We start from the raw sequence: 15,195 nt of genomic DNA, 5'->3' as shown, positions 1-15,195 counted from the left end.
ATCGATTCCTTCTCGTCGCTCAACCGAGGTGCGCGGCAATCGCCTCGCCCACCTGAGTGGTGTTGGCGTTGCCGCCCAGGTCTGGAGTGCGGGGGCCTTCCTTCAATACGGCTTCGATGGCCGCGACGATGGCGTCGTGGGCAGCGCGGCCTGCCCCCTGCCCTTGCGTCAGGAAATCCAGCATCAACGCGCCCGACCAGATCATCGCAATCGGGTTGGCGATGTTCTTGCCGTAGATGTCCGGCGCCGAGCCGTGCACCGGCTCGAACAGCGACGGGAACGTGCGATCGGGATTCAGGTTGGCCGAAGGCGCCAGGCCGATCGTGCCGGTGGTGGCCGGGCCAAGATCGGACAGGATGTCGCCGAACAGGTTGGTGGCGGCCACCACGTCGAAGCGGCCCGGCTGCAGCACGAAGCGTGCGGTCAGGATGTCGATGTGCTGCTTGTCGAGCGTGACATCGGGGTAGCTTTGCGCGACTTCATCCGCGCGCTTGTCCCACCACGGCATGCTGATGGCGATGCCGTTGCTCTTGGTGGCGAGCGTCACGTGCTTGCGCGGGCGGCTCTGTGCAAGGTCGAACGCGAACTTGAGCAGCCGCTCTGCACCCTTGCGCGAGTAGACCGATTCCTGGATCACGATCTCGCGGTCGGTGCCTTCGTACATGATGCCGCCGAGCGATGTGTATTCGCCTTCGGTGTTCTCGCGCACGACGTAGTAGTCGATGTCGCCGGGCTTGCGGTTGGCGAGCGGGCACGGCACGCCTTCAAACAATCGCACGGGGCGCAGGTTGATGTACTGGTCGAATTCGCGGCGGAACTTGAGCAGCGAGCCCCACAGTGAGACGTGATCGGGCACCGTGGCTGGCCAGCCGACCGCGCCGAACAGGATGGCGTCCATGCCCTGCAATTGCTGCTTCCAGTCATCCGGCATCATCGCGCCGTGCTGCTGGTAGTAATCACAACTGGCCCAGTCGATGTGCTGGGTCTCGAGGCTGATGCCGAAGCGGCGTGCGGCCGCTTCGAGCACGCGCAGGCCTTCGGGCATCACTTCGCGGCCAATGCCGTCGCCGGGGATCACGGCGATCCGGTGAGTCTTGCGGGTCATGTCAGATCCGTTGGAAAGAGAAGAACGATCAGGCGGTTTGCGGCGCGATGAAGTTTCGCGCGAGATTGCGGGCGCCGTTGGCGAACAGGAGGATGTCGATGCCGGTGGCGACAAAGGTGCAGCCGAGTTCGAGGTAGTGGCGTGCGAGCACGGGGTCGGATGTGAGCGTGCCGGCTGTCTTGCCCGACGCGATGATCGTGCGCATGGCGTTGTCGATGGCGACCTGCACCTCCGGATGGCCGGCATTGCCGCGATGGCCCATCGACGCGGCCAGATCAGCCGGGCCGATGAAGACGCCGTCCACGCCATCCACGGCGCAAATGGCTTCGAGGTTCTGCAGGGCGATCACGGTTTCGGCTTGCACGAGCAAGCAGGCTTCATCATCAGCCACTTGCAGGTAGTCGGTGCGGGCGCTCCAACGCGATGCACGGCCTACCGCGCTGCCCACGCCACGAATGCCGAACGGCGGGTAGCGCACCGCACGCACGAGATCGCGCGCCTGTTCCGCCGTCTCCACCATCGGCACCAGCAGCGTGCGTGCGCCAATGTCGAGCAGGCGCTTGATGAGGGCGGGATCGCCGCTGTACGGCCGCACGATGGGCTCGGCACGGTACGGCGCCACGGCCTGCAGTTGCGCGAGGATCGTGCGCACGTCGTTCGGAGCGTGCTCGCTGTCGATCAGCAGCCAATCGAAGCCGGCCGTGGCACTCACTTCGGCCAGGTACGGATCGCTCATCGCCAGCCAGAAACCGATCTGGCGTTGCTTGGCGGCCAGCGCGGCCTTGAAACTGTTCGGTCGGTTAAGCGCGGGCGTCTGCATTGCGTTGGTCATGCGAATGATGTGTTTCAGGAGTGGGCTCGAAGCTGATGGGTTCCACCTTGCCGAGCAGGAAGAGGTAATTCAGGATCGCGAGGCCGATCAGTGCGGCGGAGAACACCAGCGCCGGAATGAACGAGCCCGTGGCACCCACGATGGCGCCGGTGACGATCGGGCCGACCACGCCTCCCATATTCGACACGCTGTTCTGCAGGCCCGCCACCATCGACACGTTGTTGCCCGGTGCCACATCGGCCGGAAGCGCCCACACCTGCGACGCCGCCACGGTCGTGCCAGACTTCGCGACGCACAGCAGGATGACTGCCACAACGGCCGACTGTGCGAACGCCGCCAGCCCGATGCTCGACGCCATCACGAGACCGATGATAAGGAACAGCTTGCGCGTGGCCGTGAGCGAAAGCTTGCCCGACGCATACACGCGGTCCGACGCCCAGCCCGCGAACACCTCCACGAACATCGAGACGAACAGCGGCAGCGACGCCATGAGGCCCATCTGCATCAGGCCCATGCCGCGTTCCTTGACGAGGTACGTCGGCAGCCACGTGATGAAGAAGTACGAGTTGTAGTTGATCATGAAGAAGCCGATGCACATCGCCCAGATGTTCCGGTGCGTGAGCAGCTTCGTCCAGGGCACCTTGGGTTCATCCTTGCGGGCTGGCGGCAGGCCGCGTTGGATGTGGGCCAACTCAGCGGCGTTCACGCCTTTGTGCGCTTCGGGCGTTTCCTTGAACACCGCCCACCACACCACTGCCCACACGATGCCCAGCCCGCCTGTCACGGCAAAGGTGATCTTCCAATCGAACATCACCAACAGCCACGCGATAAGCGGCAAGGCGACGGCGCTACCCAACTTTGAGCCGCTATCGAAAATGGCCGCCACCGTGGCGCGTTCCTGTTTGGGGAACCAGCGCCCCGTGATGCCCGCGCTGCTCGGATACGCACCTGCCTCGCCGATGCCCAACGCCACACGCAGGCCCACCAGCGACTTGAAACCGTTTGCCAGGCCCGTCAACGCCGTCGCAACAGACCACCACAGCACCGCAAACCCGAGCACCTTCTTTTGCCCGAAGCGGTCGGCCAGAATGCCGGCCGGCAACTGCAGCAGCGCATACGACCAGAAGAACGCCGACATGACGACGCCCATTTCCACCGCGCTCAGGTGGAATTCCTTCTGGATGTGCGGCGCGGCGGCCGACAGCACGGTGCGGTCGATGTAGTTGATGGCAATCGCCGCCCACATGAGGCCGGCGACAACCCAGCGCACTTTCGAGCGCGGGCCGCCTTGTGACGTGTCCTGCATGGTTTGTCTCCTGTTTTGTAGTAGGTGATGCGTGCCTTCGAGTCGAGGCGCTAACTCACGATGCCCATGTGCCACGGCACGAATTCATGGTCTCCAAGGCCGAGCAGTTCGCTCTTGGTGCGCTCGCCCGAGGCGGTACGCAGGATGTGTTCGAAGATGTCCTGTCCCATCTCTTCCACCGAACGTTCGCCGTCGAGAATGCGGCCGCAATTGATGTCCATGTCTTCTTCAAACCGGCGGAACATGGGCGTGTTGCTGGCGAGCTTGATCGTCGGAGCGGGTTTCGAGCCGAACATCGAGCCGCGTCCCGTGGTGAAGCAGATCAGGTTGGCGCCGCTGGCAATCTGGCCCGTCACGGCAACGGGGTCGTAGCCGGGGGAATCCATGAAGACAAAGCCCGCGCGGTCGATGGGCTCGGCGTATTCGTACACGGCTTGCAGCGGCGTGGTGCCGCCCTTCATGGCCGAGCCGAGTGATTTTTCGAAGATGTTGGCCAGACCGCCCTGCTGGTTGCCGGGCCCAACCACGCCGTTGAACTGGCCGTTGTGGCCGCGCGTGTAGTTCTCCCACCAGGCCAGCCGATCGAGCAGCTTCTGGCCGACTTCGGGCGACACCGCGCGGCGCGTGAGCATGGTTTCCACGCCGTGGATCTCGGGCGTTTCCGACAGGATGGCCGTGCCGCCATGGCGCACCAGCAAATCCATCGCCGCACCGAGCGCGGGGTTGGCGGTGATGCCCGAGAAGCCATCGGAGCCACCGCACTCCAGGCCGATCTTGATATGACTGGCCGATACCGGGCGGCGAACGATGTCGTTGGCCGCCGGCAGCATCTTTTCGATGGCGGCGATGCCCGCCTCGATGGTGGCGCGCGTGCCGCCGGTGTCCTGCATCACCAACGTGTGCATCAGGTTGCCGGTTTTCAGGCCCTGACTGGTCATCAGATCTGCCACCTGGTTGCGCTCGCAGCCCAGTCCGACGATCAGCACACCCGCCAGGTTCGGATGCCGCGCGTAGCCTGCCAACGTGCGGCGCAGCACATCGAAATGCTCGGATGGCGACGACATCCCGCAGCCGCTCGTCTGCGCAAATGCCACCACGCCATCCACATTGGGAAACAGCGCGAGGCGCTCCGGCGTGAACCATGCCGCAATGTTCTTGATGACGGTCGACGAGCAGTTGACCGACGCCAGGATGCCGATGAAGTTGCGCGTAGCCACGCGGCCATCGGGGCGGACGATGCCATTGAACGTAGCGCGCTGCGCCTCTGGGATGTAATCGACCGGGCGCACATCCAGACCGAAGCCCGGGTCGCGTGCGTAGTCGATCAGCTCGACGTTGTGCGTGTGGACGTGTTCGCCCGCCGCGATGTCGCGTGCGGCGCGCCCGATGATCGTGTCGTACTTGCGGACGGCTTCGCCCTGGGCGATTCGCCGCGCGGCGATCTTGTGGCCGGCCGGCACCTGCGCGCGCAGGCGCACCGTCGTGCCGTTGATCGACAGGTTTGCGCCGAGCGACAGCCCTTCGCGCGCAATCAGCACGTTGTCTGCCGCGTTCAGCTGAATCAGCGGCCCAGCGTACGCTGGGGTTGCCTGCAACATCCTTTGCTCCTCCGGGCTGTCTTCTCGTGCAGCCGCCGTCGATCGTGAGTTTTGATGTTACCGGTTTATGTAACCGGTAACATTGGCGCAATCGTAGTCTGGTTTTGCGATAATTGCTAGCCCCTTTTTCCCTGTGTTTCCCCAATCGGCCCATCGATCACGTGACCAAGTCCACCACCGTGTCCCTCGTAGAAACCGCGCCGGCGGCCCCACGCCGTGCGCGCAAGAACACCGGGCGCGTCACTCTGAGCGACCTTGCCAAGCTGGTGGGTGTGACCAAGGTGACGGTGTCCCGTGCGCTGAACACGCCGGAGCTGGTGTCGGGCGACACGCTCGAGCGCGTGCGCGAAGCGGTGCGGCAGACCGGCTATACGCCGGACCTCGTGGCCGGCTCACTGGCATCCAACCGCAGCCGGTTGATCGTCGCGCTCATCCCGACGATTGCGGGCAGCGTGTTTCAGGAAACGGTCGCGGCGCTGACCACCGAGCTGGCTGCTGCGGGCTATCAATTGCTGATCGGCCAGAGCGGCTATGACGAATCACGCGAAGATGCACTGCTCGATGCGATCGTCGGACGGCGCCCTGCGGGCATCGTGCTGACCGGTGTGGTGCACTCCGCCAGCGTGCGACAGAAGCTGCAGGCGGCCGGCGTACCGGTAGTGGAAACCTGGGACATCACGCGCAACCCGCTGGACATGCTGGTGGGCTTCTCGCACCAGAAGGTCGGCCAGGCGGCGGCGCGCTATCTGAAGCAACGCGGCGCAAAGCGCCCCGCCGTCATCACGCCGAGCGACCGCCGTGCACAGGCCCGCGCGCAGGCCTTCGTGAAGGCGTTTGGCTCAGAGGCCTACATTCCCGTGATGGCCGCCGAATCCCCCGCCAGCCTGGGCGACGGCCGGCGTGCACTGGGCACATTGCTAGAGCAGCATCCGGACACCGACGCCATCTTCTGCGGCGCAGACATCCTTGCGCTCGGCGTGCTGATGGAGGCGGAACATCGCGGCATTGCCGTGCCGGCGCAACTCCGCGTGGTCGGCTACGGCGACCAGGTGTTCGCCAAAGACACCACGCCCGCGCTCACCACCATCCGCATCGACGGCACAGGCATCGGCAAGCTGGCAGCGACGTTGCTGATCAACCGCATCGAACACGGCGACGAAGAACGGCGCACGGTCGATGTGGGTTTCACCCTCGTTGAGCGCGACAGCGCGTAGCGCTTAGGCAGGCACCGCGTCCGCATCGAGCGGAAACACGGGCCGCTGCACCTTCACAAACGGAAAGCGCGCGTAATCCGAACTGGTCACGCCGCCGCCATCGCACTCCACCACGGCCTTGGCAATCGGCACGAACACGGGCCGGCAATACATGCGCGACTTCAACAGCACGAAGCGCGCGGCATGCGGGTCCACGCCGATGTTCGTGAAGATGCCGAGGTCCCAATGCTCCTGCGGCGTCTCCGTGACGACGATCTGCGCCGCGCCGATGTCGAGCAGCGCCGTGCGGCCCATGCGGATGCGCTGGCCCGTATAGGTCGGCCCCGTGATGGTGTATTCGCCGTCGCTGATGGCGACAACCTTGCCCGTCAGCGCGCGCGGCACGGGGTAGATGCCGAGCTGCACAAGCGGCACCTTGTCGCCGACCGGGAGCGTGACCGTGGCACCCTGGCCTGCCTCGATCATCGCCGCGACGGCTTCCGGGTCGCACACCGGCCCGACAGCGATGCCGCTCAACCCTTGCCGCAACGCTTCGTGCAGGACGTGCATGTCGTCGCACGTGCCGCCGGACATGCAGTTGTCGCCGTGGTCGAGCAGCAGCACAGGGCCGCTGCCGGGGGCGTGTGCCAACTCGGCCGCGCGCGCGATCGATTCGGTCAGCGGTTCAGAGCGGTAGACGAACCCTTCGCGATCAGCCCAGATGGCATCGGCAATGCGTTTCGCCGCAGCGTCGGCGGCATGTTTGTCGCCGTTGCCGACCACCACGATAGAAAGGCACGGCGCGGCAATGTCCGCCAGCCCGAATCCGGCCAGGATCGACACGGCCAGCATGCCGTCAGTCTCGGCCTGATTGGCGAGCCCCACGGCGCGGTGCATCGCCCCTTCGTCGGTGCGGCTGCGCAGCGTGTGTGTAACCATGGGCAGGCGCCGCCATGCGAGCACGGGATTCGCGCGGCCGGCCAGCTTGTCGAACAGCAAGCGGCCGGCGTGCTCGCCGGTTTCGTACATGTCAACGTGCGGATACGTCTTGAAACTGACGGCGATGTCGGCCAAGTCGATGAACTTCTGCGTGAGATTGCCGTGCAGATCCAGCGCGACGGCAATTGGGACGTCGGGCACCACCGCGCGCAGACGTTCGAGCAGATCGCCCTCGCCGTCGTCGCTGTTCTCCGCGACCATCGCGCCGTGCAGGTCGAGCAACAGCGCATCGCACCCAGGCGCCGCCGCGACGATGGCGTCGCACAACGTTGTGTACGCCTCGGCAGCGACGCGTCCGCTGGGGTTCGCTCCGGCCACGACGGGCACGACGATTTCGGCGCCCGCCGCCTCCGCCAGATCAATGAACGCGCCGGCCGCCGTGCGCGTGCCCTTGGCGGCGCGGTACGCGTCGGCGCCGTAGTGCGGATGGAACGATGCCAGCGGTGTCGGTACCGGCGAGAACGTATTCGTCTCGTGATTGAAGCGGGCGATCAGGATGCGCATGAGCGGTCGGGTGATGGTGTCAAACGCGGCCAGCGGCCTGCAGCATCGCGTGCAGCAGCACGTTGGCCCCGGCTTCAAGATGTTCGGGGCGGGCGTCTTCGATCTCGTTGTGGCTGATGCCGTCCTTGCACGGCACGAAGATCATCGCGGTGGGGGCCACACGCGCCAGATAGACCGCGTCATGGCCTGCGCCGCTGATCACGTCCATTTCGGATAACCCGAGCTGCCGCGCGCCGCTGCGCACCGCGTTCACCAGCGTGGCGTCAAACGGCTGCGGCGGGAAGTACACGACCTGGCGCAATGCGATGTCGATGCCGCTGCGTGTGCGCAACTCCGCCACCGCCTCATGCAGTGCCGCATCCATGTCAGACAACACCGCGTCGTCGGCCGCGCGGAAGTCGATCGTCATCGATACCTGCCCCGGAATCACGTTGCGCGAATCCGGATGAACGCTCAGGCAGCCCACCGTGGCGCGCGCATGCGGCGGGCGCTCGAGCGCGATGCGGTTGGCAATGCCGACGAGTTCTGCGGCGGGCAACAACGCATCGCGGCGCAGTTCCATCGGCGTGGGGCCGGCGTGCGCTTCCATGCCGGTCAAGACCACGTCGTACCAGCGCTGGCCGAGCGCGCCCGTCACCACGCCGATGGTCGTGCCGTGCGCCTCCAGCACCGGCCCTTGTTCGATATGCGCTTCGAAGTAGGCACCGACGGCTCGGCCGCCAACAGGCTCACTCCCCGCGTAGCCGATACTGCGCAGCGCCTCGCCCACGGCCACGCCGTCGCGGTCCTGCGCGGCCAGCACGGCGTCCAGCGCAAACTCGCCGATGAACGCGCCGGAGCCCATCATCACCGGCACGAAGCGCGAACCTTCTTCGTTGGTCCACACGGCCACTTCGATAGGCGCTTTCGTTTCGATGCCCGCATCGTTGAGCGCGCGCACCACCTCGATGCCGGCGAACACGCCGTAGTTGCCGTCGAACTTGCCGCCGGTCGGCTGCGTGTCGATGTGGCTGCCGGTCATGACGGGCGGCAGCGCGTTGTTCTGTCCAGGCCGGCGCGCGAACAGGTTGCCGATGGCGTCCACACGCACGGCGCAGCCTGCGGCTTCGGCCTGGGCAACGAAGAAATCGCGGCCTTGCCGGTCGAGATCGGTCAACGCGAGGCGGCGCACGCCGCCCTTGGGCGTGGCGCCGATGCGCGCCTGCTGCATGAGCGTGTCCCACAGGCGTGCGCCGTTGATGCGCAGGGTGGTGTCGAGTTGGGTGGTCGTCATGATGTGTACGTTTAGGCGGCCAGGCCGACGCCGAGGTAGCGGTCCTTGATGGCGTCGTCGGCGCGGAAGGCTTCGTTGGTGCCGGTGTAGACCACGCGGCCCTGTTCGATGATCACGTGGCGATCGGCGAGCTGCGCGCAGACTTCGAGGTTCTGTTCGACCAGCAGGATGGATACGCCCGCCTGCTTGATGACCTTCAGCTGCGCGACGATCTCTTCCACGATGACGGGGGCCAGACCTTCGACCGGCTCGTCGAGCATCAGCAGGCGCGGGTGGTTCATGAGCGCGCGGCCGATGGCGAGCATCTGCTGCTCGCCGCCGGAGAGATTGGCGCCACCGTTGCGCCGCCGCTCATGCAGGCGCGGAAAGATGCGATAGATGTCGGCCAGCTGCCACGGAGAATCCCGCCGCGCGCCGAGCTTCAGGTTTTCCTCCACCGTCAGCAGCTTGAAGATGCCGCGATGCTCCGGCACCAGGCACAGGCCCTGCGCGGCAATGCGGTGCGGCGGCTGCCCGGCAATGTCGCGGCCGCGAAAACGCACCTGCCCGCCGCGCGGCGTGACGACGCCGGCAATCGTCTTCAGGGTGGTCGATTTTCCGGCGCCATTGCGGCCGAGCAGCGTCACGAGTTCGCCCTCGCCCACCGATAGCGCCACGCCCTGCAGCACGTGGCTCTTGCCGTAATAGCCGTGGAGGTCTGCAACGTCGAGAATCGCCGTTGTGGTCATTTCCTGCCTCCCGTGATCATGTTGCCGAGATACGCGGCACGCACGCGCGGGTCCGATCGCACGGCGTCGGGCGTGCCCTCCATGAGCACCTTGCCCTGCTGCATGACGGTGATCGTGTCGGAGATGTCCATCACGATGTCCATGTTGTGCTCGATGAGCACGACGGTGTGGTCCTGCGCCAGGCCGCGAATGAGCGCCTTCATGGCGGGCAGGTCGTCCACGCCCATACCGGAGGTCGGCTCGTCGAGAAAGATCGCGCGCGGGTTGGCCGCCAGTGCCATGCCGACTTCCAGCCGCCGCTGCTGGCCATGCGAAAGGGCGGCGGCCGGCGTGTCGGCCAGGCGCGGCAATTCAAGCCGATCGAGCACGCGGTCGACCGTGTCGGCGCAGGCCAGCTCGCCCTGCGGCAGGCGCCAGCCGTGCAGGGCACGACGCGGCGTGGTGCCGAGTGCGGCGAGGCGCAGGTTCTCACGCACGGAAAGGCTCGGGAACAGGCTCGTCACCTGGAACGAACGCGCAATGCCACGCTGCACACGCTGGTAGTCGGCTTCACGCGTCACGTCGTGGCCATCGAAAACGATGGTGCCGCTGGTGATCATGCGTGTGCCCGTGAGCATGTGGAACAGCGTGGTCTTGCCCGCGCCGTTGGGCCCGATGACGGAATGGACCGTGCCGGGCATCACACGCAAGTCAACGCCGCCCAGTGCGGTGAACTTGCCGTACTGCTTGACGATGCCGGCGGCCTGGAGGATGGGCGTGATGGTCATGCGCGCTCCTCCTGCACCGCGGGTGCCTGACGCGGTGCGCGCACGCGCTGCCACAGCTTCTGCCCGAGCCCAAACAGCCCGCGCTGCATGAACAGGCTCACCGCAATCAAGAGGAAGCCCAGCAGCATCAGCCAGCGCGGCCACAGGCTGGAGAGCCAGTCCGACAGCAACACATAGAACGCTGCGCCCAACACCGAGGCAAACACGTTGCCCGTGCCGCCGATAACGGTCATCACCAGAATCATCTCGCTGACGTGGTAGTCGATATTGGCCAGCGGCGCGATGCCCGTGAGCATGGCGTGCAAGGCGCCCGCCAGTCCCGTGACCGCACCGGAGATGACGAACGCGAGCAGCTTGAAGGCGCGCACGTTGTAGCCGACGGCGAGCGCGCGCTCTTCGTTGTCGCGAATCGCCAGCAGCGTGCGGCCAAACACCGATTCCGTCACACGCTGCACGAGGAAGAACACGACAAGGAACAGCGCCGCGACAAACGCGTAGAACGCCCACGGCGACGCCGCAAACGCCGGACGCGGAATATCCAGCAGGCCGTTGTCTCCGCCTGTGAGCGACGGCGTGGTGTAGGCCAGGAAATAGAACATCTGCGAGAAGGCCAGCGTCAGCATGACGAAGTACGTGCCGCGCTGGCGGATGGCAAACCAGCCGACCACCGCCGCCACGACCGCGCCCACCACCACGGCCAGGACAAGCGCCACCGGCATCGGCAGCGCCAGTTGCGTGAGGCCGATGCCCGCGGCATAGCTGCCCAGCCCGAAGAAGATCCCTTGCCCGAACGACAGCAGCCCCGTGTAGCCGAGCAGCACGTTGCAGGCCATCACGGCCATCGCGTAGACGAGCACTTCGGTGGCCAATGTGCCGGACCTGAGCACCAGCGGCAGCAGCAACGTCACGCCCAGCGCCAGCCACCAGAAGCGATGACGCGAAATTCCATGGAATGCGGCTTGCATCATCCCCTCCCCAGCAGGCCGTGCGGGCGCAGCAGCAGTACGGCCGCCATCGCCACGTAGATCATCAGCCGTGCGCCCTCGGGCCACAGCGTGCTCATCAGGCTCTGCACGATGCCGACCAGCAGGCCGCCGACCAGCGCCCCCGCAAAACTGCCCATGCCGCCCACCACCACAACCACGAAGGCGACGCCGAGGGCCTCCACGCCCATGAAGGGTTCCGCGCCGCGAATGGGTGCAGCCAGCACACCGGCCACCGCCGCCGTCGCCGCGCCCAGTGCAAACATCAAGCTGAACAGGCGAAACACGTTGATGCCGAGCAGCGAGACCATCTCGGTCGATTCACTGCCCGCGCGCACCGCGCTGCCCAGGCGCGTGCCCTCGAGCAGCCACCACAGCGCGAGCGCCAGCACGGCGGAAAAACCGATGACGAAGAGGCGGTATTTCGGGTAGACGAAATCGCCCCACATCACCACGCCCTGCAAGGCATCGGGCGCCGGTACGTCCACGCCCAGCGGCGCCCACGCCACGATGATGAGTTCCTGCACGACCAAGGCCAGACCCACCGTGACGAGGATGTGGAATTCGTGCGCCTGCGCGTAGACGTGGCGCAGCAGCACTTTCTCCGTCACCCAGGCGAGCGCGCCGATGACGATGGGCGCAAGCACGAGCGCCAGCCAGAAATCCATGCCCATCTGCAGGGCCTGGAAGCAGAGATACGCGCCCAGCGCATAAAACGCGCCGTGAGCGAAATTGACGAAGCGCAACAGCCCGAAGATGATCGACAGCCCCACCGCCAGCAGGAAGTAGAGCATGCCGATCCCCACGCCGTTGACGACCTGGAGCAGGTAGACGTTCATTGCGTTGACCGAAATGGCACTCAGGAAGACAAGCGCCCGTGCTTCAACAGCTGAAGCCAGCCGGGCGTGCCGCAAATCAGACCCTCAGGCCAGCTTGCACTGCGTCTGTTCGACCGGCAGGAAGGCCTTGCCGACGGCGACCACTTCGGCAAAGTCGTCCTTGTCCTTCATGCGGCTCTTGGGCTTGCCCTTGAGCAGGTAGTAGTTCTTGAGCACCTGGTGGTCGGCCGCGCGAATTTCTTCGGGGCCGGTCAGGCCTTCGTACTTCATGCCCTGCAGCGCGGCAATCACGGCCTTTGGATCGGCGCTGCCGGCCTTGGCCATCGCGTCGAGCAGGATCTTGGTGCAGGTGTACGAGCCTGCCAGGCTGTAGTTCGGGTTGGTCTTGAACGCCGCCTGCGTGCGCTTGACCAGATCGCGGTTGGCGGGCGTATCCACGTCGTGCCAGTACTGCGCGCCGAAGTACACGCCATCGCACAGGTCGGCGCCGAGCGATTCGAACTGCTCCAGGCCAGACGCCCACGCCACCAGGATCGTCGTGTTCTTCTTCATGCCGAAGCTCACCGCCTGGCGCAGCGTGTCGGACGATTGCGAACCGAAGTTCAGGATCAGCAGCACGTCGGGTTTGGCGGCCATCGCGTTGGTCAGGTAGCCGCTGAATTCCTTCTCGGTGAGCGCGTGATAGCTGTTGCCCACATGCTCGATGCCCTTTTCCTTGAAGATGTTCTTGGCCGCCGAGAGCAACCCGTCGCCAAACACGTATTGCGGCGTGATGGTGTACCAGCGCTTGGCCTTGGGCATCGACTCGATGAGCGGGCGCACGGTGCGCTCGATGGCGCCGTATGTGGGCACCGACCAGCGGAAGGTCGCGCGGTTGCAGTCCTTGCCGGTAATTTCATCGGCGCCCGCGGTCGTGATGAACACGCCGCCGAACTTCTCTGCCTCCTTGCCCATCGCGAGCGACTCGGACGACAGGATGCCGCCCGCGAAGTAGCGCGCGTTCTTCTGCTGCGCGAGCTCCTGGACCTTGCGCACGGCCGTGGCCGGCTTGCCTTCGGTGTCGAGCACGCTATACGCCAGCGGGCGGCCCAGCACCTTGCCGTATTGCTCGACGGCCAGCTTCATGCCCAGGTCGGCGAATTTGCCGTTGGCGGCAAACGGGCCGGACATCGGCACCGGACAGCCGAGTTCGATGGCGTCGGCAGCCCACGCAGAACGGGCCTGCAGCAGCGACGCGGGCACGGCGGACAGCGCCGCCAGTTTGAGCAAATCTCGACGATTCAAAGCGCACTCCTCAAGTTCGTGTGAATACAGAACAGCGCTCGGAGCCACCACCGGCGGCAGCTTCCTCCTAGCCTTGACCGGCGAGGTTTTCGCCGACCATCACGCCGAGCAAGAACCAGACCAGTTTTTTATATTTGTTATGATAAATAGGCGAAATCATCATAGAAGCCGCATCGGCGATGCGTCAACGGCAAAGGCGTCGGTGTTTACTCCAAGGTGTGCGACACGGCCGCCGCGCACGACGATGTGGAAAACCGGTGCGCACGCACGATTGCGGGGCACACATGCACCACGCTTGCCAGTCGGCACGACGCGGCCCCGCAGTTAGAATGCGCGCAACAAGGAACGGACATCCATGGCCACACTCGGATCAGGCAAGACGGCGTCGATCGGCATCCGCAAGCAAAAGCGCGCCGACCTCGTTGCCGAAGAACTCAAGCGGCTGATCACGCAGCGCAACCTCAAGCCCGGCGACAAGCTCCCGCAGGAGATCAAGCTGCAGGAGACCTTCGGAGTCAGCAAGGGCACCATCCGCGAAGCGCTCAAGTCATTGGAGGTGCAGGGGCTGGTGAGTGTGAGCACGGGGCCCGCCGGCGGCGGCACCATCGTCGAGGTGCCGTTGGACCGCACGTTCCAGCTCATGCAGAACTATCTGTTCTTCAAGGACATCGGCATTGCAGACGTCTACACCGTGCGCTGCCTGCTTGAGCCTGAACTGGCCGCGGGCGCGGTGCCGCATCTGACCGAAGACGATTTCCGCGCGCTCGAGCACACCATCGACCTCTGCGACCCAGCGTCGACCAAAGCCGCTGCGCCACTCGACCAGCGTCAGGAAGACCTGAGCTTTCACGACATCCTGGCCGCGGCCAATCCCAACCCGATGCTGCGGTTCTGCTGCGAGTTGATCAACGAGATGATTCGGCAGCTCGTGGTGTTCGGCAACGAAACCTCGCCGAAGGACCACGCGAAGTTCGGCGCCTCCAACGTGAAGTTCCACCGGCAGATTCTGGATGCTGCCCGCGCGCGCGACGCCGACACCGTGCGCGCGCTCATGAGTACGCACATGGACGACTGCACGCATCACGTCACGCGCATGAAGGGCCGCGTGCACGGCCGCCTCGTGCTCGACTCAGAGATGCCGCGCCGCCATCGGCCACTGATCGACGATCACGACGACAGCGGCCACAGCGACCACAGCGAAGACCGCGCGTGACGGTTCAGTAAGTCTTGTAGGGCAGGAACTTGCCGCTCATGACGATGCGCACGCGATCGCCCTTGGGGTCGGGCTCGCGGGTGAGGTCCATGTTGAAGTCGATCGCGCTCATGATGCCGTCGCCAAACTCTTCGTGGATCAGCGCCTTGAACGTCGTGCCGTACACGCTGATGAGTTCGTAGAAGCGGTAGATCAACGGATCCGTCGGCACCGACGTGGGCAGCGACCCCTTGTACGGCGTCACCTGCAGCAGCATGACGGCCTCTTCGGGCAGATCCAGCGCCGCGCCAACCGCCTTGGCCTGCGCTTCGGTCAGCGTCATCTGACCGAGCAACGCTGCGGTGCTCCACTCCTTGCTGTGGCCGATCACCTCGGCCAACTGGGCCCAGCTCAACTGCTTCTTGATCTTCTGCAGGACGATCAGATCGGTCACGTCTTCGCGTTGCATATCGGCACCTCCAAAGGTTTGAGAGAACGGCGCGCAGCATGAGCAAGGTCGATGCCATGCACGCAGCGCCGCGCCTATGGCGACACTTGGGCCCGGTGTAAAACTTTCCGCACCGCAATATCC

General features: G+C 65.3%; 14 protein-coding genes. 2 read left to right on the top strand and 12 right to left on the bottom strand.

Annotation, left to right across the window (positions count from 1 at the left end):
* Nucleotides 1-19 precede the first annotated feature (19 nt).
* From AAHM38_RS00890 to AAHM38_RS00875, 4 genes are read right to left on the bottom strand one after another with little or no spacing between them, the layout of a single operon-like run.
* The gene (locus AAHM38_RS00890; RefSeq protein ID WP_116574995.1) at nt 20-1,105 is read right to left on the bottom strand and encodes a tartrate dehydrogenase; all 1,086 of its coding nucleotides are present in this window, start codon (nt 1,103-1,105) and stop codon (nt 20-22) included.
* Nucleotides 1,106-1,133: 28 nt separating this feature from the next.
* On the bottom strand, nt 1,134-1,937 hold the full coding sequence (gene hpaI, locus AAHM38_RS00885; RefSeq protein WP_116574994.1) for a 4-hydroxy-2-oxoheptanedioate aldolase: 804 nt from the start codon (nt 1,935-1,937) through the stop codon (nt 1,134-1,136).
* A complete protein-coding gene (locus tag AAHM38_RS00880) occupies nt 1,906-3,243 on the bottom strand; it encodes an MFS transporter (RefSeq protein ID WP_024974380.1) in 1,338 nt (445 codons plus the stop codon). The genes hpaI and AAHM38_RS00880 overlap by 32 nt, the downstream gene beginning before the upstream one ends.
* A gap of 50 nt (nt 3,244-3,293) precedes the next feature.
* Nucleotides 3,294-4,841, bottom strand: a complete 1,548-nt coding sequence (locus AAHM38_RS00875; protein WP_116574993.1) for a UxaA family hydrolase — start codon at nt 4,839-4,841, stop codon at nt 3,294-3,296.
* 161 nt (nt 4,842-5,002) lie between these two features.
* On the opposite strand from AAHM38_RS00875, the gene AAHM38_RS00870 reads away from it, so the two are divergent.
* Nucleotides 5,003-6,055, top strand: a complete 1,053-nt coding sequence (locus tag AAHM38_RS00870; RefSeq protein WP_116574992.1) for a LacI family DNA-binding transcriptional regulator — start codon at nt 5,003-5,005, stop codon at nt 6,053-6,055.
* A gap of 3 nt (nt 6,056-6,058) precedes the next feature.
* On the opposite strand, the gene AAHM38_RS00865 is transcribed toward AAHM38_RS00870, so the two are convergent.
* The 7 genes from AAHM38_RS00865 to AAHM38_RS00835 form a co-directional block, all read right to left on the bottom strand.
* Entirely contained in the window at nt 6,059-7,537 is a 1,479-nt protein-coding gene (locus AAHM38_RS00865) for a M81 family metallopeptidase (protein ID WP_116574991.1), read from the bottom strand.
* A 19-nt stretch (nt 7,538-7,556) separates the two neighbouring features.
* Entirely contained in the window at nt 7,557-8,810 is a 1,254-nt protein-coding gene (locus tag AAHM38_RS00860; RefSeq protein WP_116574990.1) for a Zn-dependent hydrolase, read from the bottom strand.
* A gap of 11 nt (nt 8,811-8,821) precedes the next feature.
* Nucleotides 8,822-9,538 (bottom strand): ABC transporter ATP-binding protein, encoded by a 717-nt coding sequence (locus tag AAHM38_RS00855; protein WP_116574989.1) that lies wholly within the window; start codon nt 9,536-9,538, stop codon nt 8,822-8,824.
* Nucleotides 9,535-10,305, bottom strand: a complete 771-nt coding sequence (locus AAHM38_RS00850) for an ABC transporter ATP-binding protein (protein WP_116574988.1) — start codon at nt 10,303-10,305, stop codon at nt 9,535-9,537. The genes AAHM38_RS00855 and AAHM38_RS00850 overlap by 4 nt, the downstream gene beginning before the upstream one ends.
* Nucleotides 10,302-11,270 carry a branched-chain amino acid ABC transporter permease gene (locus AAHM38_RS00845; protein ID WP_065859244.1) on the bottom strand — a complete coding sequence of 323 codons (969 nt, stop codon included), beginning with the start codon at nt 11,268-11,270 and terminating at the stop codon, nt 10,302-10,304. Before AAHM38_RS00845 ends, AAHM38_RS00850 begins: the two co-directional genes overlap by 4 nt.
* A complete protein-coding gene (locus AAHM38_RS00840; RefSeq protein WP_116574987.1) occupies nt 11,270-12,127 on the bottom strand; it encodes a branched-chain amino acid ABC transporter permease in 858 nt (285 codons plus the stop codon). The genes AAHM38_RS00845 and AAHM38_RS00840 overlap by 1 nt, the downstream gene beginning before the upstream one ends.
* Before the next feature lie 84 nt (nt 12,128-12,211).
* Complete coding sequence (locus tag AAHM38_RS00835) at nt 12,212-13,411, bottom strand: ABC transporter substrate-binding protein (RefSeq protein WP_116574986.1); 1,200 nt, start codon at nt 13,409-13,411, stop codon at nt 12,212-12,214.
* 355 nt (nt 13,412-13,766) lie between these two features.
* On the opposite strand from AAHM38_RS00835, the gene AAHM38_RS00830 reads away from it, so the two are divergent.
* Nucleotides 13,767-14,624, top strand: a complete 858-nt coding sequence (locus AAHM38_RS00830) for a FadR/GntR family transcriptional regulator (protein WP_065859249.1) — start codon at nt 13,767-13,769, stop codon at nt 14,622-14,624.
* 4 nt (nt 14,625-14,628) lie between these two features.
* Here AAHM38_RS00830 and cynS read toward each other — a convergent pair whose 3' ends face one another.
* Nucleotides 14,629-15,072 carry a cyanase gene (gene cynS / locus AAHM38_RS00825; RefSeq protein WP_116574985.1) on the bottom strand — a complete coding sequence of 148 codons (444 nt, stop codon included), beginning with the start codon at nt 15,070-15,072 and terminating at the stop codon, nt 14,629-14,631.
* Nucleotides 15,073-15,195: the final 123 nt, after the last annotated feature.

It is taken from the genome of Ralstonia sp. OTU4908, assembly GCF_038440115.1.
GTDB classification, from domain to species: Bacteria; Pseudomonadota; Gammaproteobacteria; order Burkholderiales; family Burkholderiaceae; genus Ralstonia; species Ralstonia pickettii.
Note: the sequence above shows the minus strand (reverse complement) of the source record. Positions and strands in the feature narration are given on the sequence as shown.